This is a genomic window from Paracoccus ravus, from assembly GCF_004522175.1.
GTDB classification, from domain to species: Bacteria; Pseudomonadota; Alphaproteobacteria; order Rhodobacterales; family Rhodobacteraceae; genus Paracoccus; species Paracoccus ravus.
Map to the genome: position 1 here is coordinate 1 of NZ_SDEB01000003.1, position 22,151 is coordinate 22,151.

Sequence of the window (22,151 nt, forward strand, 5' to 3'; positions counted from 1 at the left end):
CAGGAACACCCCCTGCGCATACCAGTCCTTTGAGGCCGCTTGCGGGGTGCGATACAGCCAGAGCCGCGGGCCTTCATGCGTCTCGATCCGCCAATAGTCCCGCGCGCCATAGCGCCAGGCCGGAGCCCAGCAGGCCGAAACCAACACAGCAAAATGGCGCGGAAATCGTCTCGACCTCTGCCGGGCTGCGCGGCGGCTTGCTCTACATCATCAGTGAGAATTGGGCGATGGCGCATCGGCTCATCGCGAGGCGGGGCGACGCCGAGATGCCGACGCCATGCGGCACAGGGAGATCTCGTCGTGACGAATCGCGACATGACGACACTCCGCAAGAGATGGGTCTTGCATCCGCGTCTCGGTGTCGTCGCCCAGCACATCACCCCTGACGAGCGCACCAACAGCAAAGGTGCGACTGTCTCCGAGGCCGAGATCGATTGCCATCGCGCGGATCGAGATGCCAAGCTTCAAGCCTAGCGACTGGTTGCCAATTCGAACTGGGTATGAAACACGAGTTCGAGAACTTGGTCGGCGAGTTCATGGACGACGCAAACGACCTCTAGAGCCAGATCGCCCTTGGCAGCAAGCGCGGGAGTGGGGTGTATTTAAACGCGGCCTATACGACGACGGCATCGATGGCCATCGCCGCGCCCAGACCTTCAAGCTGATCTGCTCGATGGGCTTCTGACAGCTGCTCCTGACGGTACCGATCCGCGCCGGGCGGTTGACGGATCGGGCGATGGCCCGCAGTCTTTCCTCGGTCGGCTCGGGAGGCAGCCATGCGCTATTTCGATTTCAGTTCGTGGCACGGGGTGTTCACGACGCTTTTGGGGCTCGCGGTCTTTACCCTTGTGGGCGTCGGGATCCGCGTCCTGATGCTGCTCACCATCCAGCAGCGCCAGCAACGCATGAACCGACAGATCAACGAGCGCCTGCGCGTTCTGATCGCGGCCTATAAAGCGCTCGGGGGCTCCTTTACCGGTGAATTGCGGGTGGATCCGAGCCATATGCGCGAGTTGCGCCAGAGGCAGGCTGACGAGGGGATCGAACTTCCTGTCCCGGGCTCGGACCGGGCGCGCCGGATCCGCGACGCGGTCGAGGCGGCGCTCTCGGACATCATCCTGCTTGGCACCGAGGAACAGGTGCGTCTTGCCAGCCGCGCCGCTGCTGAAATGGTCGCCGGACGGCCGATCCACACCGCCGAGTTGGTCGTATCGCTGCGCGACTTCATCCGCGAGGCGCTGGGTCTTGCCGCCGTGCCCGCCGATGCCGAGATCCCGAGCCAGGGCCCCGCGCGTCCCAACAGCAGTTCAAGCCGTGCCGGCGGAAAGGAGAGCGCGGGGGCTGGCTCGAAGGCGGGCGGCGGAATGGGCGGCGCGGGAGGCGGCGGCGGGATGGGCATGGGTATGGGCCTGCACCATTCCCGCGAGGATGAATAGGAAGTCGGTGAGGATTTCTATCGGAACTTAGGTGCTGCATACCAATCACGCCGGTCGCAGATGGTCGTAGGGTCCTGCGTTTCATTCGCAATTCTGGCCGATCCGCGCCTGCGCGGGGGATGTTTTTACGCGCACTCAGGGCAAGGCGGGGCCACGGCCGAGACGCTCACCCCGCTCTCCTGCGCAAGCCGCAGCTACGGCTGCGCGACCTGATTGGCAAGCTGGACGCTGAGCTCGGATGCGACCCATAGGATCCTGGCCTCTTCATCGCCGACCGCAACAAGACGATGGCCCATCGAACTGTCGAAATAGCAACTGTCGCCTGGCTTCAGGATCAGGGGGGCGTAAAGCTCGGTCAGAAGCTGAACCGCACCCGACAGGACATAGATGAATTCCTCTCCGCGATGGCGGATCTGGTCGGTCGCTGGACCGGGCGGGATGGTCGCGACTATCGGAAAGAAATGCTTGTTCGAGATATCGGCCGAAAGCAGTTCGTAGCCGTAGCGCTCGGTCTGGACAGGGATGCCCTTGCCGGCGCGCGTCACGCTGCGACGCCCCGCCCCCATTTGCGAGGCGCGCTCGTCGATAAGGGTCTCAAGCCCCATTTCAAGCCCCGCCGCCAGCCGGACAATGCTGTCGTAAGTCGGAGACATGCGGTCGTTTTCGATCTTGGAGATCGTCGATGAGGCCAGCCCGCATTTGGCTGCGAGTTCGCGGACGGTCAGGTCCCGTTCCTGTCGCAGCGCCTTGATGCGCGGGCCGAAACCCCGGATGCGCTGGCGAATTTCATCATCTGTCGGCATGGTTCACGCCCCTTGGGTGATCATTTTATCTTTTCGGCCTAAAGGCCTAGCCGCAGGTCACGGGTCCAGGGGCGATCCTTGCCACCTAGCATCCGATCCGCCCGAAAGGCAATCTCAGGTTCTTCCTGCCTCGGGTGCCCCTGCGGCAAATGGTCTAGACATATCAACTTTTCGTTTGACGCTCGGCGTGATTTCTGTTCACTATAAGAAACAAGATGCCTATCCGATACAAGTTGTTTATCGGATGTGCGGGCTCCGGCCCACCGAAATTCAATCGATCTTGCCGGCATGAAATCGGTCAAGAATGACCGGGAGGAAAGACGTGACAAAACGACATTTGGCGCTTGACGACATGATCGTCGCGCTTGGCGAAGTGCTGCGCGCGAATGGCTGCTCGCACGATGTGGCGCAAGCGCTTGCGACGAATTGTGCCTCGGCCGAGCGTGACGGCAGCAAGAGCCACGGGCTCTTTCGTATGGCGGGCTATGTCTCGACCCTGCGTTCGGGCTGGGTGGATGGTCACGCCCGGCCGGTCGTCGAGGATGCCGCCCCCGGTTTTGTGCGCGTCGATGCGCAGAACGGCTTTACCCTTCCGGCCCATGACGCCGCCCGCGCTCTGGTCGAGGAAAAGGCCCGCCAGAATGGTATCGCCGCGCTTGCGATCCGCAATTCGCACCATCTGGGCGCGCTTTATCTGGATGTCGAACCCTATGCGGAAAAGGGCCTGATCGCGCTCTCGGTCATCAATTCCATGGCGGTGGTGGTGCATCCCGGCTCGACCAAGCCGGTCTATGGCACCAACCCCATCGCCTTTGCGACGCCCCGCGCCGAAGCCGGGCCGCTTCTGTTCGATTTCGCCACTTCGGCCATGGCGCATGGCGATGTACAGGTCGCGGCCCAGCAGGGCCGCCAGCTTCTGCCCGGCACCGGCGTCGATGCCGAGGGCCAGCCGACGCAGGACCCGAATGCGATCCTGTCCGGTGGCGCGCTGCTGCCCTTTGGCGGTCACAAGGGCATGGCGCTGGCCATGATGGTCGAGATCCTCTGCGCGGCCCTTGTCGGCGGACAATTCTCGTATGAGGTCGATTGGAGCGAGCATCCCGGCGCGCATACCCCGCGCACCGGCCAGACGCTGATCGTGATCGACCCCACGGCGGGTGCGGGCAGCCTTGCGCCCTTTGCCGCGCGCGTCGAGGCGCTCATTCAGGAAGTTCTCTCGGGTGGTCCGGTCCGCCTGCCGAGCGAGGAAAGATATCCGGCGCGGGAAATCGCGGCCAAGGAAGGCATCGCGGTCGACGCGGCCCAATGGGACGCCATCCTTGCGCTGAAGGCCCCGGCCGAGGCCGTCCAAGCCTAAAGCATTCTGATCAACGGATCAGCCCAATCAACCCATCCTCAGGAGGAGATGGCATTGACGACACATGTCCCCAGTGCAGCCCATCGGCGCAAGGCTCTGATCGCCAGCCTGATCGGCAGCTCTATCGAATGGTTCGACTATTTTCTGTATGGCACCGCGGCGGCGCTGGTGTTCAACAAGCTGTTTTTCGTCAGCGAAGACCCGACGATGGCCTTGTTGCTATCCTATCTTTCCTTCTCGCTGACCTTCTTCATCCGTCCGATCGGCGGGGTGATCTTCGCCCATATCGGTGACCGCATCGGCCGCAAGAAGACGCTCGTGATCACGCTTTCGCTGATGGGCACGGCGACGGTCGGGATCGGCCTGCTTCCGAGCTATGAATCCATCGGCATCTGGGCGCCGATCCTGCTGGTCGGCCTGCGCATCATCCAGGGTCTGGGCATCGGCGGCGAATGGGGCGGTGCACTGCTTCTGGCCTATGAATATGCGCCCGAGAACCGCAAGGGCTTCTTCGGCTCGGTCCCGCAGATGGGCGCGCCGATCGGCATGCTGCTTGCGACCCTGTCGATCACCAGCATCCTGGTGCTGCTGCCCGAGGAAAGCTTCCTGTCATGGGGCTGGCGCCTGCCCTTCCTGCTCAGCGCCTGTCTGGTCTTCCTGGGTCTTTGGATCCGCAATGGCATCGACGAAACCCCGGATTTCAAGGAAGCAAAATCCTCTGGCAAGGTTTCGCGCATGCCGCTGGCCGAAACGCTGAGCACGCAATGGCGCGAGGTGCTGATCGCGGCCGGTCTGAAAGTCGTCGAAACCGCGCCGTTCTACATCTTCACGACCTTCATCGTGAGCTATGCCGTGACCAATCTCGGCTTTGCCCGCGAAAGCATCCTAACGGCGGTGATGATGGGTGCGGCGGTGTCCTCGGTGATGATCCCGGTCATGGGGCTTGTCGGTGACCTGATCGGCCGACGCCTGCTCTTCGTGCTGGGCGCGCTGGCGATGGGGCTCTTTGCCTTCCCGTATTTCAACATGGTGAATAGCGGCAACACCTTCTACCTGTCGCTTGCCACGATCATCATCTTCGGCTTGATGTGGTCGCCGATCACTGCCGTGCTGGGCACGCTCTGCTCGGAGATCTTCGCGACGAAGGTGCGTTACACCGGGATTACCCTGGGCTACCAGATCGGCGCGGCTCTCGCGGGCGGGACCGCACCGCTGATCGCGACCTGGCTGATCGGCAAATATGACGCCTGGCAGCCGGTGGCGCTCTATATCATGCTGCTTGCGGCGATCTCTCTGGCCAGCGCCTTTGCGATCCGCAACCGCACCGTCCATATCGGCGGCAAGGTCGCGCAACCCGCCGAGTAAGCGGCTCCTCATGGATGAAACGAACGGCGCCCCGTGGGGCGCCGTTCTGCATTCCAGACCCGCGGAGGGCATGCAACGGGCGCCGCAGCGAAGGGTCGCGGGTCGCCGACGAATGAACAATCCGGTGCAGGAACGTGCAAGACGGCCCTGCACCGGGTCGGCTATGCTCTCTGGGATGAACGGCGTCCAGTTCGCACAAGGCCCTGCTGCCCTGGCAGGGACGATCGAGCGGCGCGCAGGACAGCAACCCCATTGAGGAGGCGGCGCGATGATCGAAGAAGATTATACCAGTTCCGGTGGCGTCAGGATCCATATGCGCGGCTGGAGCCCTGAGGGCCCGGCTCGGGCCGTGGTCGTCATCTGTCACGGCGTCAATTCGCATGGTGGGCAGCATGGCTGGACCGCCGAGCAAATGGCGCGGCATGGCCTTGCCGTCTACGCGCTGGATCTGCGCGGGCGCGGCCAGTCCGAGGGTGAGCGCTTTTATGTCGAGGATGTCGCTGATTACGTCGCGGATCTCGCGGGCATGATCGAGATCGCCAAAGAGCGCCATCCCGGCCTGCCGGTCTATCTGCTGGGACACAGCGCGGGCGGTGTCGTGTCCTGCAGCTATGCGCTGCAACAACAGGATCAGATCGACGGGCTGATCTGCGAAAGCTTCGCCTTTCAGGTTCCCGCGCCGGGCTTCGTGCTCTCCGCCATCAAGGGGCTGAGTCATCTGGCCCCGCGTCTGGGCGTGCTGACCCTGCAGATGAAGGATTTCACCCGTGATCCCGAGGCCCTTGCCCGGCTTGAGGCAGATCCCCTGACCAAGGGCGAGACCCAGCCTGCCGCCACGGTGGCGGCGCTGGTGCGGGCAGATGAGGTGCTTGCCCGGTCCTTCGACAGGATCACCCTGCCATTGCTGATCCTGCATGGCAGCGAGGATCGCGCGACCGTCTGTAAGGGCAGCGAATTTTTCCACGCCCATGCTGGCGCGACAGACAAGACCCTCCAGATCTACGAGGGTCATTACCACGACCTGCTCAATGACCTGGGCAAGGAAGAGGTTCTGGCGGATATCCTCGCCTGGATAAAGGCGCGTCTGCCAGCCGAGGCGCAGACCGAACCCGCCCATTCGACGGCAGCAGGTCCCGCCTGATCGAAGAGCGCCGCCAAAGGCAGCGCGGCAAGGTCGGATCCCGCACAGTTTCGGGGCGCCCACCATTTGCAAGATGCGGATGTGGCTCTGGTCCCTCTTCCTCGGCGGGAGTCTCGAGAAAGAGCCGCTCACCCGCCTCGGCGAGGTCATTTGGAAGTCGGCGCCTCTGTTCCTCCGGGCAGCGCCGGGTTCACGCGCGCCCGTCCGGTTCCCAAATTTTAGGGGCCTTCACATTAAGTTTTTGTTCGGAACAAATACATATTTTTCTGACTTTTCCTACCAGTAACACACTGGAGATTGTACCATGACCAAGCTTCTCGCTTCGACCGCTCTGATCGTCTCGCTCGCTGCTCCTGCCTTTGCGCAGACCGCGACCGAACCGGCGACCACGACCGAGCCGATGACGACCCAAGCCCCGGCAACGGATGCAATGCCCGCCCCGGACGCCACCACTGCCCCCGCAACCGCTGCCCCGGCAACTACCGACCCGGCCACGACTCCGGCCACGACCGCCGCTGACGGCACTGCGACCGCGGCGGCCCCGGTTGCGGCGACCGATTTCGGCTATACCGCGATGGCGGACGACATGCTGGCCGAGACCTTTATCGGCAAGCGCCTCTATGTCTCCGAGGCCGATGTGGATGGCTCCGCCGCCATGAACGAGGTGGACGAGAACTGGGATGATGTCGGCGAAATCAGCGACCTCGTGATCAGCAAGGATGGTCAGGTCAAGGCCGTCCTGGTGGATATCGGCGGCTTCCTCGGCATGGGTGAGAAATCCGTTTCGGTGGCGATGGATCAGCTGATGGTGATCCGCGACGGAGATTCGGAAAACGACTACTTCATCGTGTTCAAGGCCGATCGCGCGGCACTTGAAAACGCGCCGGGCTTCGAACTGGCGGACTGAACCGGAACCGCAGAATGATTGCGACGCGCCCCATGCGGGCGCGTCCTCTTTTGTTCGTCTGAGAGTCCGGACATTCATGTTTCAACGCCGCCCCACCACGGAATTCGGTTATGGCGCAGCGTGGCCGGCGTCCCCGACTTCAAATTCGCGCTGATCGACTTCCCCATCGACTTGGCCCGCTACAAGGCTCGCGGCGTAAAAGGGCACATTCGGGCTCAGGCGCTGGTTGAGAAGCTATAAAACCGGCTCGGTTTTCTGCGCTTTCAGGGTCAGCCCCGCGACGTGACGCGCGTCGCCCTCTTATCGAAGGTCCTGTCTTCGACGCCCCTAGACTGAAAAGATGTCATCAGCCACGCGGGCCACGGTCAGATCGTCGCCAGGCAGGATCATCCGGCCCTCATCCTCAAAGTCGATAACGACGCCGTGCTCGCCTTGGCGCATGTGGTCGCGGATGAATGCTGCCGGGGCATCCAGCAGATCCGCATCGATGAACAGCTTGTCGATCCCCTGCTGATAGCCGCCGATCGTGTCGCTGCCATGCCAGCGCTGAAAGATGAACACATCCGCTCCGGCACCACCGTTCAGCGCGTCATTGCCGGTTCCGCCCTGCAGGGTGTCATTGCCCGCGCCGCCCGACAATCTGTCGAAACCCGCACTTCCGGTCAGCCAGTCATTCCCCGTCGAACCGACCAGCGAGTCATTGCCGCCGTCTCCATGCAGACGGTCATGTCCGTCATGACCCGACAGGGTGTCGTTCCCGTCGCTGCCCTGCAGGCTGTCATTGCCGAGGCCGCCGACCAGTTGATCGAAGCCCTCTCCGCCGATCACCCGATCGTTTCCGGTCCCCCCGGACAGACTGTCATGTCCTGCCCCGCCGCTCATCCAATCATTCCCGCCACCGCCATAGGCGCGGTCATTCCGGGCCGTCAGCCCGTAATCGTCGTTCAGCCCGGTGCTCTCGGTCGCTCCCGGAAGGACATAGGTCCGGCCATTGAAGTCTGCCGCCCAGTCTGCCCGGCTTTGCAATTGCCCCAGTTGCGTCGAGGGGTCGGAAACCGCGCCGAACCTGCCGATATCGATGCGAACGGAGCCATCCGTATCGGCAAAATTCTGCGTCGCCATCAGTACCCGGACATCGCGCCCCTCGACGCGCAGCGTCCCGAGTTGAAGCCCTATCCCGATGAAGCCCGCATCTTCGTCCAAAATATTGCCCCGATGTCCGGGACTGTTCATCAGGTGCTGATGCAGGCTGCGGATCTCGTCCCGCAGATCGGATTCCCCCGAAATGCTGACATAGGCGATGTTCTCGGCCGTCATCCAGTCTCCGGAGAGATCAAAGCCCGCCGCCTCGATCCGCTCTCGGGCAGAGGACCCGCCCCGTCCGGTATGAGAAAAGACGTCGCTCGCGAGCATCCAGTTGCTATGGGCCTGGGCGGAATCGTTGAGGCGCTTTTCGATCGCTAGTGACGGCAATCCCGCAGAAGCGCGGGCCTGATTGACCAGACCGACGAAGTAACGCTCATTGGCAGAAGCAAACGACATGGCGGCTCATTATCCAGTTCGGTACGTTTCGAGGATAAGGGCGAGCGTCGCAAGATGCAGGCCCCGATCCAAGTGTCCGGCCATCTTGGCTTATGCGGCAGGCTTGATGTCGCGCAAAATCGCATCTCGTCTTGGCGGAAAACCACCCACGTCCCGGCCAGAAGGCAGGTCGCGTCACTGCCGGATACTGGCCCAGACGCCCCACAGGATCAGCAGCACCCCAAGAAGCTGCATCCATAGAACGGCGTCCCTCCCCTGCGCCAGATCCAGCGCGACGCCGGACAGCATCTGCCCCGCGACCATGAGCCCGCCGGTCATGGTCGCACCCAGTCGCGCGATCAGCCAGCTGCCACTGGCGACAAAGGCGACGCCCAAGGGGCCGCCGATCCAGGCGAGCCAGGGCGCGGCCGATGCGCCCGGGGGCCAGAAGCCGATCGAGAGTTGCGCCGCCACAGCCAGCACGCAAAAGCCGACGAGATGGTTCCAGAACGAGGATTGCATCGCCGAGCTTTCAAGGGCCAGCCTGCCGTTGATCTGGCGCGACAGCGTGACCAGCATCCCCGCGACGAAGGCGATCAGGATCATGTAAGGCATCACCCCATCCCCCGAGCCCGGATAATCAGCAAGGTTCCCGCCAGAATGGCACCCAGGGCGATCAGGTCTTTCCGTCTGGGCAGGCGCTTCTGGATGCCCAAGGCACCGAAACAGTCAAAGGCCAAGGCCAGCACAACCTGGCCGGCAAGTCCGATCGCCAGCGTCCCAGTCAGGGCAAGACTGGAATTCGCCGCCTGCGAGGTCAGCATCACCGTCAATGCGCCCGATACGCCGCCCAGATAGGCCCAAAGCGGCGCGCGGCGCGTCGGCCGCGTCCCCGCCAAGCGCCGCTGGCGGATCGCCAACAGGGCAAGCGCGGCGACGACGGAACCCGTTCCATGCGCCGTCAGGGATGAGAAAAGCGGACTGGTATGAGCCGCCATGGCGCTGTTTGACAAGAGCATCAAGGTCAGTAACCCGCCCGTCGCCAGAGCCGCGACAATTTCGAGCGGCGCGTTTCGCCTCGAGGGGGATTGAGACGGCAAAGGCGGCATATCGGCTCCTTGGCTGGGCTGACCATCCGGATCGATGCAGGAGAAAGCGGTTATTGTCCCCACGTCAGCACTACAACTTCCCGTGAATTGGGTTCAATTCCGACGAAAGCGGCGGCATGTGCCCTGCATCTGTCCGCGTGCCCCCCGGTCTTGCCCCGCGCGACCGCAAAGCCCCCACGGGATGGATGCCGGACATAACGGGCAAAATGGAACTGGCGGTTTCGGGAATGTTCCCGAGGCCTCCCTGGTTTTTGACGGTCGAATGGACCGCTCGAAGGCGGTAATGATTGATGAGGTCATGATGACGCAATTCACCGGGCAGAACCGGATTCTTCGCGACTCGCTGATTGTGGGTTTTGCGATGTTCGCGGTGTTTTTCGGCGCAGGCAACCTGATCTTTCCGCCTCAGATCGGCTTTCTCAGCGGCTCGGGTTGGGCCGAGGCACTTGGCGGGCTGCTCTTGACCGGGATGCTCTTGCCCGTGCTGACGGTGATCGCACTGGGTTTGCGCGGCGGCAGCGTCGAGCGGCTGACCGCCCCGATCGCCCCCTGGTTCGGCTCGGCGCTGCTTTTCGTGTCCATGATCTTTCTGGCCTGGATGATCGCCATCCCCCGGACCGCAAGCGTCGCTTATGAATCGGGTTTCCTCACCCTTGCGCCCTCGCTTGATCGGGACAGGTGGATTTGGGTCTTCATCCCGCTTTTCATCGCGGTCTCGACCTATTTCGCGCTGGACCGCTCGAATGTCATCGACAGGATCGGCCGGTTCCTGACGCCTTTGCTGCTGGCGCTTCTGGGGATCATCGTGCTTTGGTCGATCCTGGCCCCTCTGGGCACCCCCGTCGATACCGGGGTTGGGGCGCCCTTTCGTCTGGGCCTGATCACGGGCTACCAGACCGGCGACGTCTTTGGCGGGCTGATGTTCGGCATCATCTTCATCGAGGCCATCCGTGATCGCGGTTATACCGCCGAGAATGGTTACCGCGCCGTGCTATGTGGCGCCGCGCTCGTGACCTTCATCGGTCTCTTTGTCGTCTATGGCGGGCTGGAATATCTGGGCGCGACCGGAACCGCAGCACTGAACGGGGATGTCACGCAATCCGAACTGCTGACGCGTCTCGTGGGCGCGCTTGCGGGAACGCTCGGGGCCAATGCGCTGGCCGTGGCCGTCATCCTGGCCTGCCTGACGACGGCGGTAGGGGCCACCGCCGTCCTGGGGGAATATCTGCGCAAATGGAGCGGTAGCCGCATCAGCTATCGAACGGCCGTCCTTATCGTTTCCCTGACGTCGCTGCTTCAGGCCTTTGGTGGCGTCGATTACATCGTCGCTCTGGCGGACCCGTTCTTCCGCCTGCTCTACCCGGTCGGGATCACGATCGTTCTGCTGGGCCTTGCCGCGCCATTCTTTTCGAATGACGGGGTCTGGAAGGGCGCCACGCTTATGTCCTTCCTGATGGGGGCATATGATCTGGTGCTTGGCGTTTCCGGCATGCTGGGCCTGAACCTGCCCGCGCAGTTTCAGCAGGCCTATGATCTCATCCCTCTGGCTTCGGTCGGTTTTGCCTGGCTTCTTCCCGCGATCCTCGGAGGCGTGGTCGGCGGCGCGCTGTGGCGGGCGTCAGGCCATCCGAATGTCGAGACCACCACGCTTTCCGAGATCTAGCGCGGCGATTGCGGATTGAGCGCAGGCAGGCTTGGCCCCGCCGCGCGCCGCCTGCCTCCGGCAGAGCGCACTGCCGTCGCCAGATCACGCCACGCCGCGTCCCGGTCGGAACCCGCAGGGTCGCGATAGATCGTCGCCCCGACGCTTGCCATCCGGTTCGATATCTCGGCCATTGCCCGAGAGCTCAGCGCCGGATCGCGCGCCCGCCATTCGCTCAGCCAATGCGAACTGGCCGGGTAATCCCGACTGGAAATCGCCTCGAGCAGCTTTTTGCGCGCATAGCCCTCGCTTGCGCGCCAGGTCTCACGCCAGGACAGATAGCTGCGTCTCGCGCGGGGCCAGATCCAGCGCAGCAGGGCAAAGGTCAGGACGGCTCCGGTCGCCAGTGCCGCCATGATCCGCCAATCCGGCGGGTTGCGGGGCGTGGTGCTGGCCGGAGGAGGGCCGGACACCGAAATCTCGAAGCCGGGAAGCGCGGCGCTTTCCACCTTACCCGAGGCCAGATTGAACCAGTCGATCCGAACCGGCGGCACCGTGCCCTCTCCACCTCCCAGGGCCATCAGCGTTTCGCTTTCGACCCGCGTCCCTGCAAGCCGGTCGGTTCCGCTTTCTTCGGTCACCTGCGGGGATGAGGGATAGACCTTGATCGCGGGGATCTGAACCTGCGGCAGCATCGACGGCAGGACGATCGGAGATGCCCCGTCGATCCGAGCCGTGACCGTGCGGATGACGCTTGCGCCCGGCTCGAGCCCGGTGGTCGGCCCGGACAATTCCTGCGTGAGGCTTAGCCCGTCAGCGGCGATAAACGGGTCGAGATCCTCTGCGCCCGGCGGAAGGATGCCGGTCAGGATCAGTGCCTCGGTCTGCAACGAAGCCCTGACGGGACTTGTGCCATCAGGGCCGATATAGGTCACCTCTACCGTCTGCGGCGGCAATGCGAACTGCCCCGGAACCATGGGCGTCAGCAGATAACGCCGCGACACGCCCGACCATGTCGCGCCATCGACCTGCCGACTGACGGCCGTCGACGACTTGGGCGGCTGGCGCACCCTCAGGTTCGGCGCCTCAAAGCTCGGCAATTCGGGCGGGTCGGGCATCCAGCTTGGAACAAGGACCGTCAGCCGCAGGGTAACGGACTGACCCGGTACCACCTCGTTCTGCTCAAGCGTGGTTTCGACGATGGGCGTGGCCGCCTCTTGCGCGACCAACGGAGCCGCGAACAGCAGAAACAGTCCGAACACGAGTTTCCTCATCTTCGGGCCGCCTCTATGGCAAAGCGCTGGCGCAGGAAATCGCCGGTATTCGTGTCCACGGTGTTCATCCATTGATCGGCGGTCAGCAATTCGGCGGCGTCATCCCCGCCCTGGATCTGGGTGTCTGCTCCCCGCGCGTCCTCATTGTCGAAAACGACATCATCGGCCCCTTCTCCGGTATTCTCGCCGGTATCGGACTGCTCGCGCGCCTCTTCGACATAATCGACGATCTTTCGCGCCACTTCCAGATTTCCAGCCGCCCCCGGAAAATCGGGGTCACGCTCCAGCGCAGTCTGGAAATCCTCGATCGCATCGCGATAGTCGCGGTTCTTGATATGCGCCATGCCGGACAGAAAGGCCGCGTCGGCACTGTCGAGCCCGGCCAGGGCTTCGGTCACCGCTGGATATTGGCCGTCGCGATAAAGCGCATAGGCCTTGTGCATCGGCTCGAGGTACAGCTCGCCCGCACGGTCGAAATGACGTCTGCCATAGGCGATCTGACCCTGTTGATCGGGGGTCAGAAACCAGTCGGCGATGCCCTCGGCCCGGCTTGGCTGGGCAGGCAGCAGCAGCCCGGCCAGCGCCACGGCGCCCCAGCGCATGGTCCAGCCACGACGAAACCAGATCAGTGCCAAAAGCGCCGCGGGCCAGGCGAGCAGCCAACCCCGATCGTCCCAGGGCTGGTCGCCGTCCTCGGCCAAGGCGCGGCGATAGGCGGCATTGAGCCTGCGGTCGAGACGGATGATATCGCTGTCGTCGACGCTTACCTGCTCGACGGGAATGGTCAAGGCGTCAAGCCCCGCGCTGCCCGTCCCTTGGGGCAAGGTCGCGAGGACCGCGAGGCTCGCGCCCTGATAACCGTTCAGCGCCGCGACATCGGCCCCGGAAATATCATCCGTCACGAACAGGATGCCACCGGCGGCCGTCTCTTTTTCCATGATCGCGCGGGCAAGCTCAAGCGCAGCGGCGGTCGCGTTCCCCTCATCGGGCATGACATCGACCTGCAACCCCTCGAGATAGGGTTGCAGCACATTCGGATCTTCGGTCATCGGCACCACGGCATGGGCCGTGCCTGCATAGGCGACCAGGGCCGAGCGCGCGCCCGACCGCAAGGCGAGAAGATCGCGCACCTTCTGCTTGGCGCGCTCAAGCCGTGTCGGGGCGAGATCGCGATTTTGCATCGAGGGCGTGACCTTGAGCGCGATCACCAAAGGCGCGGTCTGCGCCACGAATGGGTCCGGGACGCGCGACCATGTCGGGCCGGCTGCACCCAGGCAGATCAGAATAAGCCCCAGCGCCACCCCGTCGATGGGAAGAAGCCGGCTCGCGCCATCCTGACCCACCGTCAGGGCCCGCGCGAGATGGGGCGAGATATGCGCCTCGGGCAATCGGCTCTTGCCCAGGCGGCGTCGCACCCGCCACCACAGCAGCGCGACCAGCGGCAAAAGCACCAAAAGCCACGGCCGGATGAAATGGAAAAGCTCAAGAAACAAGCTCACATCGCTCATGCCGCTTTCCCCGCAGGACCGCGCGTCAGGGCCAGAAAGACGGTCGAGGCGATGCCGATCAGCGCCGCCAAGAGCAAAGGCAGCCATGCCAGCGCCTGTCTTGGGCGATAGGACAAGGTCTCGGTCTGGCGCGGCGCGAGCTGGTCGATGCGCTCATAAACCTGGCGCAGGCCCGCCCCATCCTCGGCGTAGAAATACTGCCCCCCGGTGCGGGCCGCGATGTCCTGAAGCGTCTTGAGATCGACCTTTTCCTCGCCCGTGGCCTCAGGATTGCCCACACCGATCGTGTAGATCTCGATCTGGCGATCCCGCGCGATCTCGGCGGCATTGACCGGGCTCATCCGGCTGACCGTATCCGTGCCGTCCGAAAGCAGGATCAGCAGGCGTTGCTGGATCTCGCTGGCCTCGAAGGTGCGGATCGCAAGTCCGATGGAATCGCCAAGCGCGGTGTGGGGGCCGGCCATGCCCACCTCGGTCTGGGCGAGCAGGTCGCGGATGGTCTGCAAATCTTCGGTTAAGGGCGATTGCACATAGGCCTGCGAGCCAAAGACGATCAGCGCCATGCGGTCTCCGTCCCGGCCCGCGATAAAGCTGTCCACCACCTCGCGCACGCCTTGCAGGCGCTGTTCGACGCTGCCATCGGGCGCGTTGAAGTCACGCGCGTCCATCGACCCGGAAATATCTATGGCCAGCACGACATCGCGGGCGGCGCGTTGCTGCTCGATCGGTGCGCCGACCCGCTCGGGCCGGGCCATGGCAAGGACCAGCAGCAGCCAGACCAAAGCCGCGGTGAGCATCTGCAGAAGCGATCGCCGCATGACCACCGCCCCTTCCGAGGCGTCCGACCCGGCGGCATCCACGATCCTGCGAAAGAACGGAAAGCGCAGAGCGGGCACATTCTGGCGATAGGGCGGCACCAGCCACCAGACCAGCAAGGGCAAGGGCAGCGCCAAAAGGGCCCAGGGATTGCCCAGCGAGATCATGTCGCACCTGCGCGATGCTGCGTGATCCAATGCGCGGCAAGTCGGGAAAGTCCCGGATCTGGACGCGCCGGACGATAGGGGGCAGTTGCCACGATCCGTCCGGGACCCTGAGAAAATGCCTCGCCGCCGATCTGCCGGTCCAGGAAGGCCAGCCAATCCGCACCGGAAAGCGATGCGACCGCGTCGCGCGGATAGGCGGCAAGTGCCGTGCGCCGCAGAACTTCCGCGATCATCGCGGGGTCGTCGCCCGCCTGTCTCAGCAGCGCCATTGCGTCGCGGCGATAGGCACTGGCCAGGCGATAACGGCGGAAACGCCAAGCGCCATAGGCCAGCGCCGCCAGAAACAGGAATGCGACGACCGCCCATCCCCAAGTCTGCGGCATCATCGAGATGGGGGCTGGAGCCGCAGGTTCCACGAGTTGATCAATCAGGCCTATCAGGCTGTCATTTCCGGGCGGGGTCTCTTGCTCCATCAGCGCCGCGCCCCCGCGACGCCCATGAGACGGCGCATCTGGGCGATGCTTCCTTCCGCCGCACTCAGCGGCAGGACGGGGATGCCGAACCGCCTTTGCCAATCCTGGATCTGTGCCAGCCGCCCCGAGGCGAAGTCGCGCAGGGCGCTATGGGCCTGCGGGTTTGCGGTATCGATTTCAGCCTGCAATACCCCGTCCGATACGACCAGCCGATGGCCCGGGGGAAGCTGCTGCGAGAACGGGTCCCAGACCAGACCCAGCACGATGTCATTTCGCCGCGCCAGTCCCGCGATCAGCCGCTCTGTCGTGTCGTCCACGATGTCGAAATCGCTGAAGACCAGAACCAGATGATTTCTCCGCGCAAGGCGGGCGACCGATTCCAGGACGCGATTCATGCTGATCGGCGCGACGGGCGGAGCATCCGCATGCAAGAGCCCGTTTGCATCGGCCAGCGCGGTCAGGAACGAGGTCAGCGCATGGCGCGAGCGGGCGGGCCGGATCTCGGCCAGCATCTCGTCGCCAAAGACGATGCCGCCGACCCGGTCTCCCTGATCGAAGATGCGAAAGGCCGCAAGCGCCGCGCATTCCGCCGCCGTCACGGATTTCATGTTCAGGACCGAGCCAAAGAACATCGACATGCGCTGATCCACGACGATCAGCGTCGGCCGGTCGCGCTCTTCGGTATAGACCCGGACATGGGGGGTGCCGGTGCGGGCCGTGACCTTCCAGTCGATGCTGCGGATATCGTCCGAGGGCAGATAGTCGCGCAATTCCTCGAAGTTCAGCCCGCGCCCGCGCAACCGAGAGGCATGGCGGCCATTCAGCACTGAACCCGAGGGCTGCCGTGGCAGGAAGCTGATGCGCCGGGCCTGCGGCTCGAGCCCGCGCAGATGCGCCAGATCCACGCCGATCCGAGGGTCCGCGACGCCCGGCGCGGGAGGCGGGGCAAGGGTTCCGGTGCGGATGCGGGCAGCCTGGTCTTTCATCGCGGGCTCAGGTCAGGGCGACCTGCCTCACGATCTCGGCGCTGACCTTGTCGGGGGTCACGCCCTCGCCCTGGGCCTCGAAGCTCAGCCCCAGCCGGTGGCGAAAGACATCGGGCAGGATGGCGCGGACATCCTCGGGATCCACATAGTCACGACCGTTCAACCAGGCATGGGTGCGGGCGCAACGGTCCAGCGCCAGCGAGGCGCGCGGCGAACAGCCAACTTCGATCCAGCGTTTCAGATCTTCACCGAACTCGGCCGGAATACGGGTCGCATTCACCAGATCGGCCATGTAGCGTTCGACCGCCTCGGCCACGGCAATGGCGCCGATTTCGCGCCGGGCGGCAAAGACGGCGTCCTGCGGGATCGGAACAGGCTTGGCGGCTGGGGCTGCGCCCTGCTGTTCTTGCATGGCGGCGATTTCCTCGCCACGGACGAGGCGGATCACCTCGACCTCATCCCCGACCGGGGGATAGGTGATGTTCACATGCATGAGGAAGCGGTCCATCTGCGCCTCGGGCAGCGGATAGGTCCCCTCTTGCTCGACCGGGTTCTGGGTCGCCATGACCATGAAGAGCGGCTCCATCTTATGGGTCGTCCCCGCGACGGTGACCTGCCTTTCCTCCATCGCTTCCAGCAGCGCCGCCTGGACCTTGGCCGGGGCGCGGTTGATCTCATCGGCAAGGACGATATTGGCAAAGATCGGGCCGGGGTCGAAACGGAACTCGGTTTCATCCCCTGACTTGTAAAGCACCTCGGTGCCGGTCACATCCGAGGGCAGCAGGTCCGGCGTGAACTGGATACGGCTGAATTTCGCATCCATGTTCTTGGCCAAGGCCTTGATCGCGCGGGTCTTTGCCAGACCGGGCAGCCCCTCGACCAGCAGGTTGCCATTGGCGAGCAGGCCGATGATGAGCCGCTCGATCACGTCGCGCTGGCCGATGATCGCCTGTCCCATGCGGGCTCTCAGATCCTCGATCTGCTCGCGGGCAGAGGTGACTGTCTGATTCATGTGTTGCGGGAACCTATTTCTTGCCGGTCCAGATGCGCGACCAGTCATTTTTCATATCGACCAGCAGCCAGCCACGCTTTTCGGCCTCGTCGATCCCCTTGCTCAAGACACCGATATGGCCCTCGCGGTCATAGGCGAATTCGCGTTCCGCATCGGTGTGATGGACGATCAGGCCGAAGGCTGGGCCCTCGCCCGAGGTCGCATATTCCAGCATGGCGAAATCGCCATCTGAGTTCCCGGCCACGAAGATCGGCCGCTTGCCTATATGGCGGTCGATACCGACGGGCTTGCCCTCCTTGTCGTCGATGAAGGTCACGCCGCCATGCTTCATCAGCACGGGCTTGCCATCCTGCTCTTCGTATTTTGTCTCGCCCTCGGTGCCGACGACGTTTTCCGGCGGGATTCCATAGGCCTCTTCGGCGAAGGCGCGGATGAAATGCGCCCCGCCGCCCGAGACGATATAGGTCGAGAACCCCTCGTCGCGCAGATAGCTCAGCAACTCGACCATCGGCTGGTAGGTCATGTCGACGTAATGCATGCCGGTGGTCGGATGGGTCGCGGTGCTGACCCATTCATGGGTCTCGGATTGGAACTGGTCCACGCTCATGCCGGAATGCGAGATGTTGATAATCTCCAGCAGCCCCTCGACGCCCTTGGACATGGCGGCCTCCATGTCGCCATTGGCTGCGCCCTTGAGCACATCCGAGGACAAGATCGAGGGATCGGCCACCGATTTGACCTTCAGCACATCCAGCGCATAGAGGCCCTGAAAATAGACCGGCTGCTCGGCCCAGAGCGTGCCGTCATTGTCGAAGGCCGCGATCCGGTCCTGTTGTGGCACGAACTTCTCCGAGGCGGGATCGGTCACGTCCTCGACAAAGGCGATGATCGCGGATTTGCTCTCGCCCTCATTCCACGAAGGCAGCGGATCGGCCAGGACCGGCGCGGCGAACGCGACCAGCATGGCGGTTGCGGCGGCAAGATTGCATGTCTTCAACATCCTGTCTCCTCCGGCAGGGGACGATCGGTCCCGGATTATCGAAAGCCCGCCACCCGATGGGCTTTCGGAAATCCGCGGCGTTGAAAGAAAGGCCGGTAAATACCGGCCTTTCCAACGATTGTCAGTTTCCGCCCATATTGGCCAAGGCGTCGTTAATTTCTTCTTGGACCTGGTCGATCGAGAAACTGTCGGGCTTCTGCGCCGGCGGGAATTCCTTGAAGGTCTGCAGGAACTTGCCCACCTCTGCGCTGGCCGGGCCGACCAGATAGGCATGGTCGCTGATCCAGTCCCAATAGGTGTTCGAAGTAATCTGCGCCCGCTCGTAAGGGTCTGCGCGCAGGTCGAACAGGTAAGGCACACGCAGCTTAACGAAGGGCTCAGCCCAGACCTGCATCGTGCCCTGGGCACGCTGTTCGGCGAAGACGACTTTCCAGTTCTCGTAGCGCAGGGCGACGATTTCACCATCGTCGTTGAAGTAGAAGAACTCGTTCCGAGCACCCTCGTCGGTTTCGCCAGTCAGGTAGGGCAGTTGGTTATATCCATCGAGGTGGTTCTTATATTCCTTGCCGTTGATGGTCGTGCCGGTCAGCAGACGATCCTTGATATCGGTATCGCCCACGGCGGCCATGATGGTCGGGAACCAATCGAGCCCCGAGAAAATGTCATTGGCGACCGATCCCGGCTCGATATGGCCCGGCCATTTGATCATCGCCGGAACGCGGAATGCACCTTCCCAGTTGGTATTCTTCTCAGAGCGGAAGGGCGTCGTGCCGGCATCCGGCCAGGTATTCTGGTGCGGGCCGTTATCAGTCGTGTAGATCACGATGGTATTGTCGGCGACGCCCAGATCGTCCACCGCCTTGAGGACCGTACCGATCAGCGCGTCATGCTCGCGCATGCCATCTGCATATTCGGTCAGCGCATCCAGAGCCGGAGCACTGCGGTTTTCGGCCTTTACATGCGTTTTGTAGTGCATGCGGGTCGTGTTGTACCAGGTGAAGAAGGGCTTGCCCGCTTCCACCTGACGTTTCATGAAGTCGATAGCCGCCGCCGCGGTCTCTTCGTCCACGGTTTCCATGCGCTTGCGGGTCAGCGGACCGGTATCCTCGATCTGGCCGTCCGCGGTGGCCTTGAGGACGCCGCGCGGGCCGAAGCGTTCGCGGAAAGCCGGATCTTGCGGATAGTTAAATTGTTCGGGCTCTTCCTCGGCATTCAGGTGATAGAGATTGCCCAAGAACTCGTCGAAGCCGTGGTTGGTCGGCAGGAACTCGTCCTTGTCGCCAAGATGGTTCTTGCCGAACTGGCCGGTGGCATAGCCCTGATCCTTCAGCGCCGAGGCCAGCGTCACATCCGATGCCTGCAAGCCAGCATTCGCGCCGGGCAGACCCACTTTGGACAGGCCGGTACGGAAGGTCGACTGGCCGGTCAGGAAGGTCGAGCGACCCGCGGTACAGCTCTGCTCGGCGTAATAGTCGGTAAAGATCAAACCCTCATTGGCGATGCTGTCGATATTGGGCGTGGTGTAGCCCATCAGGCCCTTCGTGAAGACCGACAGGTTGCCCTGCCCGATATCATCTCCAAAGATCACAAGGATATTCGGTTTGCCTGAGGCATCAGTCGAAGCGGCTGGCGCATCCTGCGCCATGGCAAACCCTGAGGCTGTCACCAGCGCCAGAGTGCAGCCCAATAGTCGAAACATGATCGTCTCTCCTGATTATTGAAACTGAACGTTCAGTCCAATCCTGCCATTTCACACTTGGTCGGCGGAAACTTGGGTGGGAGAGGCCGCAAAGAGGTCACATGGCCTGAAACCGGCGGGGGGCATTCCCAAGGCGTGATCCCTTTCCAGCTTTTCCTCCGTGCGATTCCAAGTGGTCTGCGGTCCTTCGGACAAGCGAAGGTTGCGATGTGTCTCACGGAAGGTCAAGTTCTCGTGGGGTAATTATTGAAATATGTGAACTTCCGCCGATGCGACGCAAAATGCCGCCACGGTCACCCGGGCGGCATTTCCGATTTGCGAATGCAGCGCAGACTTGCCCGCGCAGGGGAATCAGGTGACCGGTGCCGGGTTGAAGACCGCCAGCGCGTTATGGATGCCCCAGACATCGGACCACGGCTTCTTGCGCCCGCTCGCGACATCGAGAATCAATTCGAACAATTTCTGGCCGACTTCCTCAAGCGTCGCCTCGCCGGTCGCAACCGGGCCCGCGTCGAAATCCATCAGGTCGTGCCAGCGTTTCGCCAGATCGGTGCGGGTCGCGACCTTGACCACGGGTGCGGCGGCAAGACCGTAGGGCGTGCCGCGCCCGGTCGTGAAGACCTGCAGCGTCATGCCCGAAGCCAGTTGCTGCGTGCCGCAGACGAAATCCGAGGCCGGGGTCGCCGCAAAGATCAGGCCCTTTTTCGAGACCCGCTCACCGGGCGACAGCACCTGCGAGATCTTGCTGCTGCCGGATTTCGCAATCGAACCAAGAGCTTTCTCAACGATGTTCGAGAGGCCGCCTTTCTTGTTGCCAGGCGAGGGGTTGGCGCTGCGGTCGGTGCGGCCCTGCGCCAGATAATCGTCATACCATTTCATCTCGCGCAGCATGGCGCGGCCGGTTTCCTCGTCGATGCAGCGCGGGGTCAGCAGATGGACGGCGTCACGCACCTCGGTCACTTCCGAGAACATGACAGTGCCCCCTGCCCGCACGATCAGGTCGGCGGCGATGCCAAGCGCGGGGTTCGCGGTCACGCCCGAGAACGCATCCGAGCCGCCGCATTGCAGACCGACGACCAGTTCCGAGGCCGGGACCGTCTCGCGCTTGCGGCGGTTCAGCTGCTCAAGGCGCTCTTCGGCCATCGCCAGAATGCGGTCGATCATCGCCTGAAAACCGGTGAAGCTTTCATCCTGCAGGCTCATGATATTGCGCATGGCCTGGTCCGAGGGCAGTTCGGGCATCAGGGTTTCGGGGCGCAGCTTCTCGCAGCCGAGGCCGACGACAAGGATCTCGCCGCCGAAATTCGGGTTCTTGGCAAGGTTCTGCAGGGTGCGGATCGGCACAACGGCCTCGGGGGCGTTGATCGCCACGCCGCAGCCGTAAAGGTGGTTGAGGCCCACAACGTCATCGACATTGGGATATTTCGGCAGCAGGCGCTCTTTGATGATGCGGACGGCGTGATCGACCACGCCCGCCACGCAATGCACCGAGGTCGAGATGCCCAGCACGTTGCGCGTGCCGACCGAGCCATCCGCGTTGCGGTAACCCTCGAAGGTGTAGCCCTCGAGCGGCGGCAGGTCCTCGGGAACCTTGGTCGCCAGCGGCAGGCTTTCCAGTTCGGGGGGCTGCGGCAGTTCCAGCAGAAGCTCGTTCACCCACGACCCGCGCGGCAGAGCCTTCAGCGCATAGCCGATGACTTCGCCGTAACGCACGATCTCGCCGCCCTCGGGCACATCGACCAACGTGACCTTATGGGCCTGCGGGACGTGATCGATCAGGGTGATGCCGTCCATTTCCGTCCCTGCGGGCAGGCCGCCTGAATTCACGACGATGGCGACATTGTCGGCGGGGTTCAGACGGATCGAACGGGGGGCTTCAGGGGCTGCCTGCTGAATGGTCATGGGGTCTCCTCGCTGCGCCGCATGCGGGCGCAA

Annotated in this window: 20 protein-coding genes; 7 read left to right on the forward strand and 13 right to left on the reverse strand. The window is 63.3% G+C overall.

Annotation, left to right across the window (positions count from 1 at the left end):
• The first annotated feature begins 315 nt into the window (after positions 1–315).
• Both ESZ60_RS20675 and ESZ60_RS03395 read left to right on the forward strand, forming a co-directional pair.
• Positions 316–474, forward strand: coding sequence for a hypothetical protein (locus tag ESZ60_RS20675; RefSeq protein ID WP_167620046.1), 159 nt, complete (start codon positions 316–318; stop codon positions 472–474).
• A gap of 302 nt (positions 475–776) precedes the next feature.
• On the forward strand, positions 777–1,436 hold the full coding sequence (locus tag ESZ60_RS03395; protein ID WP_134679016.1) for a hypothetical protein: 660 nt from the start codon (positions 777–779) through the stop codon (positions 1,434–1,436).
• 194 nt (positions 1,437–1,630) lie between these two features.
• Here ESZ60_RS03395 and ESZ60_RS03400 read toward each other — a convergent pair whose 3' ends face one another.
• Complete coding sequence (locus ESZ60_RS03400; protein WP_134679017.1) at positions 1,631–2,239, reverse strand: helix-turn-helix domain-containing protein; 609 nt, start codon at positions 2,237–2,239, stop codon at positions 1,631–1,633.
• A 322-nt stretch (positions 2,240–2,561) separates the two neighbouring features.
• Here ESZ60_RS03400 and ESZ60_RS03405 point away from each other — a divergent pair, with 322 nt between their 5' ends.
• The 4 genes from ESZ60_RS03405 to ESZ60_RS03420 all read left to right on the forward strand — a co-directional run bounded on the left by ESZ60_RS03405 (position 2,562) and on the right by ESZ60_RS03420 (position 7,009).
• Positions 2,562–3,596 (forward strand): Ldh family oxidoreductase, encoded by a 1,035-nt coding sequence (locus tag ESZ60_RS03405; protein WP_245155558.1) that lies wholly within the window; start codon positions 2,562–2,564, stop codon positions 3,594–3,596.
• Positions 3,597–3,644: 48 nt separating this feature from the next.
• Positions 3,645–4,961 carry an MFS transporter gene (locus ESZ60_RS03410; RefSeq protein WP_134679019.1) on the forward strand — a complete coding sequence of 439 codons (1,317 nt, stop codon included), beginning with the start codon at positions 3,645–3,647 and terminating at the stop codon, positions 4,959–4,961.
• Positions 4,962–5,229: 268 nt separating this feature from the next.
• Positions 5,230–6,102, forward strand: a complete 873-nt coding sequence (locus ESZ60_RS03415; protein ID WP_134679020.1) for an alpha/beta hydrolase — start codon at positions 5,230–5,232, stop codon at positions 6,100–6,102.
• Positions 6,103–6,406: 304 nt separating this feature from the next.
• A complete protein-coding gene (locus tag ESZ60_RS03420; RefSeq protein WP_134679021.1) occupies positions 6,407–7,009 on the forward strand; it encodes a PRC-barrel domain-containing protein in 603 nt (200 codons plus the stop codon).
• A gap of 327 nt (positions 7,010–7,336) precedes the next feature.
• Here ESZ60_RS03420 and ESZ60_RS03425 read toward each other — a convergent pair whose 3' ends face one another.
• The 3 genes from ESZ60_RS03425 to ESZ60_RS03435 all read right to left on the reverse strand — a co-directional run bounded on the left by ESZ60_RS03425 (position 7,337) and on the right by ESZ60_RS03435 (position 9,639).
• Positions 7,337–8,551, reverse strand: a complete 1,215-nt coding sequence (locus tag ESZ60_RS03425) for a CAP domain-containing protein (protein ID WP_245155559.1) — start codon at positions 8,549–8,551, stop codon at positions 7,337–7,339.
• A 174-nt stretch (positions 8,552–8,725) separates the two neighbouring features.
• A complete protein-coding gene (locus ESZ60_RS03430) occupies positions 8,726–9,145 on the reverse strand; it encodes a DMT family transporter (protein WP_134679022.1) in 420 nt (139 codons plus the stop codon).
• Positions 9,145–9,639 carry a DMT family transporter gene (locus ESZ60_RS03435; RefSeq protein WP_134679023.1) on the reverse strand — a complete coding sequence of 165 codons (495 nt, stop codon included), beginning with the start codon at positions 9,637–9,639 and terminating at the stop codon, positions 9,145–9,147. Before ESZ60_RS03435 ends, ESZ60_RS03430 begins: the two co-directional genes overlap by 1 nt.
• A 283-nt stretch (positions 9,640–9,922) precedes the next feature.
• On the opposite strand from ESZ60_RS03435, the gene brnQ reads away from it, so the two are divergent.
• The gene (gene brnQ, locus ESZ60_RS03440; RefSeq protein WP_167620047.1) at positions 9,923–11,302 is read left to right on the forward strand and encodes a branched-chain amino acid transport system II carrier protein; all 1,380 of its coding nucleotides are present in this window, start codon (positions 9,923–9,925) and stop codon (positions 11,300–11,302) included.
• Here brnQ and ESZ60_RS03445 read toward each other — a convergent pair.
• The 9 genes from ESZ60_RS03445 to garD all read right to left on the reverse strand — a co-directional run bounded on the left by ESZ60_RS03445 (position 11,299) and on the right by garD (position 22,118).
• Positions 11,299–12,555, reverse strand: a complete 1,257-nt coding sequence (locus ESZ60_RS03445; protein WP_167620048.1) for a BatD family protein — start codon at positions 12,553–12,555, stop codon at positions 11,299–11,301. The genes brnQ and ESZ60_RS03445 overlap by 4 nt on opposite strands.
• Positions 12,552–14,063 (reverse strand): VWA domain-containing protein, encoded by a 1,512-nt coding sequence (locus ESZ60_RS03450; protein ID WP_134679026.1) that lies wholly within the window; start codon positions 14,061–14,063, stop codon positions 12,552–12,554. The genes ESZ60_RS03445 and ESZ60_RS03450 overlap by 4 nt, the downstream gene beginning before the upstream one ends.
• Positions 14,060–15,046, reverse strand: coding sequence for a VWA domain-containing protein (locus tag ESZ60_RS03455; protein WP_134679027.1), 987 nt, complete (start codon positions 15,044–15,046; stop codon positions 14,060–14,062). Before ESZ60_RS03455 ends, ESZ60_RS03450 begins: the two co-directional genes overlap by 4 nt.
• Complete coding sequence (locus tag ESZ60_RS03460; protein WP_134679028.1) at positions 15,043–15,519, reverse strand: DUF4381 domain-containing protein; 477 nt, start codon at positions 15,517–15,519, stop codon at positions 15,043–15,045. The genes ESZ60_RS03455 and ESZ60_RS03460 overlap by 4 nt, the downstream gene beginning before the upstream one ends.
• Positions 15,519–16,505: a DUF58 domain-containing protein gene (locus ESZ60_RS03465; RefSeq protein ID WP_134679029.1), complete on the reverse strand. Its 987-nt coding sequence runs from the start codon at positions 16,503–16,505 to the stop codon at positions 15,519–15,521. Before ESZ60_RS03465 ends, ESZ60_RS03460 begins: the two co-directional genes overlap by 1 nt.
• Before the next feature lie 7 nt (positions 16,506–16,512).
• On the reverse strand, positions 16,513–17,517 hold the full coding sequence (locus ESZ60_RS03470) for an AAA family ATPase (protein ID WP_134679030.1): 1,005 nt from the start codon (positions 17,515–17,517) through the stop codon (positions 16,513–16,515).
• A 13-nt stretch (positions 17,518–17,530) separates the two neighbouring features.
• Positions 17,531–18,517 carry an HAD family hydrolase gene (locus tag ESZ60_RS03475; RefSeq protein WP_134679031.1) on the reverse strand — a complete coding sequence of 329 codons (987 nt, stop codon included), beginning with the start codon at positions 18,515–18,517 and terminating at the stop codon, positions 17,531–17,533.
• 121 nt (positions 18,518–18,638) lie between these two features.
• Positions 18,639–20,216 (reverse strand): arylsulfatase, encoded by a 1,578-nt coding sequence (locus tag ESZ60_RS03480; protein WP_134679032.1) that lies wholly within the window; start codon positions 20,214–20,216, stop codon positions 18,639–18,641.
• A 351-nt stretch (positions 20,217–20,567) separates the two neighbouring features.
• Positions 20,568–22,118 (reverse strand): galactarate dehydratase, encoded by a 1,551-nt coding sequence (gene garD, locus ESZ60_RS03485; RefSeq protein ID WP_134679033.1) that lies wholly within the window; start codon positions 22,116–22,118, stop codon positions 20,568–20,570.
• Positions 22,119–22,151: the final 33 nt, after the last annotated feature.

Excerpts from the sequence above, each read along its gene's own strand:
- ESZ60_RS20675 (WP_167620046.1), top strand. The coding sequence starts at position 316 with ATGACGACACTCCGCAAGAGATGGGTCTTGCATCCGCGTCTCGGTGTC.
- ESZ60_RS03395 (WP_134679016.1), top strand. The coding sequence starts at position 777 with ATGCGCTATTTCGATTTCAGTTCGTGGCACGGGGTGTTCACGACGCTT.
- ESZ60_RS03400 (WP_134679017.1), bottom strand. The coding sequence starts at position 2,239 with ATGCCGACAGATGATGAAATTCGCCAGCGCATCCGGGGTTTCGGCCCG.
- ESZ60_RS03410 (WP_134679019.1), top strand. The coding sequence starts at position 3,645 with ATGGCATTGACGACACATGTCCCCAGTGCAGCCCATCGGCGCAAGGCT.
- ESZ60_RS03415 (WP_134679020.1), top strand. The coding sequence starts at position 5,230 with ATGATCGAAGAAGATTATACCAGTTCCGGTGGCGTCAGGATCCATATG.
- ESZ60_RS03420 (WP_134679021.1), top strand. The coding sequence starts at position 6,407 with ATGACCAAGCTTCTCGCTTCGACCGCTCTGATCGTCTCGCTCGCTGCT.
- ESZ60_RS03425 (WP_245155559.1), bottom strand. The coding sequence starts at position 8,551 with ATGTCGTTTGCTTCTGCCAATGAGCGTTACTTCGTCGGTCTGGTCAAT.
- ESZ60_RS03430 (WP_134679022.1), bottom strand. The coding sequence starts at position 9,145 with ATGCCTTACATGATCCTGATCGCCTTCGTCGCGGGGATGCTGGTCACG.
- ESZ60_RS03435 (WP_134679023.1), bottom strand. The coding sequence starts at position 9,639 with ATGCCGCCTTTGCCGTCTCAATCCCCCTCGAGGCGAAACGCGCCGCTC.
- brnQ (WP_167620047.1), top strand. The coding sequence starts at position 9,923 with ATGATTGATGAGGTCATGATGACGCAATTCACCGGGCAGAACCGGATT.
- ESZ60_RS03445 (WP_167620048.1), bottom strand. The coding sequence starts at position 12,555 with ATGAGGAAACTCGTGTTCGGACTGTTTCTGCTGTTCGCGGCTCCGTTG.
- ESZ60_RS03450 (WP_134679026.1), bottom strand. The coding sequence starts at position 14,063 with ATGAGCGATGTGAGCTTGTTTCTTGAGCTTTTCCATTTCATCCGGCCG.
- ESZ60_RS03455 (WP_134679027.1), bottom strand. The coding sequence starts at position 15,046 with ATGATCTCGCTGGGCAATCCCTGGGCCCTTTTGGCGCTGCCCTTGCCC.
- ESZ60_RS03460 (WP_134679028.1), bottom strand. The coding sequence starts at position 15,519 with ATGGAGCAAGAGACCCCGCCCGGAAATGACAGCCTGATAGGCCTGATT.
- ESZ60_RS03465 (WP_134679029.1), bottom strand. The coding sequence starts at position 16,505 with ATGAAAGACCAGGCTGCCCGCATCCGCACCGGAACCCTTGCCCCGCCT.
- ESZ60_RS03470 (WP_134679030.1), bottom strand. The coding sequence starts at position 17,517 with ATGAATCAGACAGTCACCTCTGCCCGCGAGCAGATCGAGGATCTGAGA.
- ESZ60_RS03475 (WP_134679031.1), bottom strand. The coding sequence starts at position 18,517 with ATGTTGAAGACATGCAATCTTGCCGCCGCAACCGCCATGCTGGTCGCG.
- ESZ60_RS03480 (WP_134679032.1), bottom strand. The coding sequence starts at position 20,216 with ATGTTTCGACTATTGGGCTGCACTCTGGCGCTGGTGACAGCCTCAGGG.
- garD (WP_134679033.1), bottom strand. The coding sequence starts at position 22,118 with ATGACCATTCAGCAGGCAGCCCCTGAAGCCCCCCGTTCGATCCGTCTG.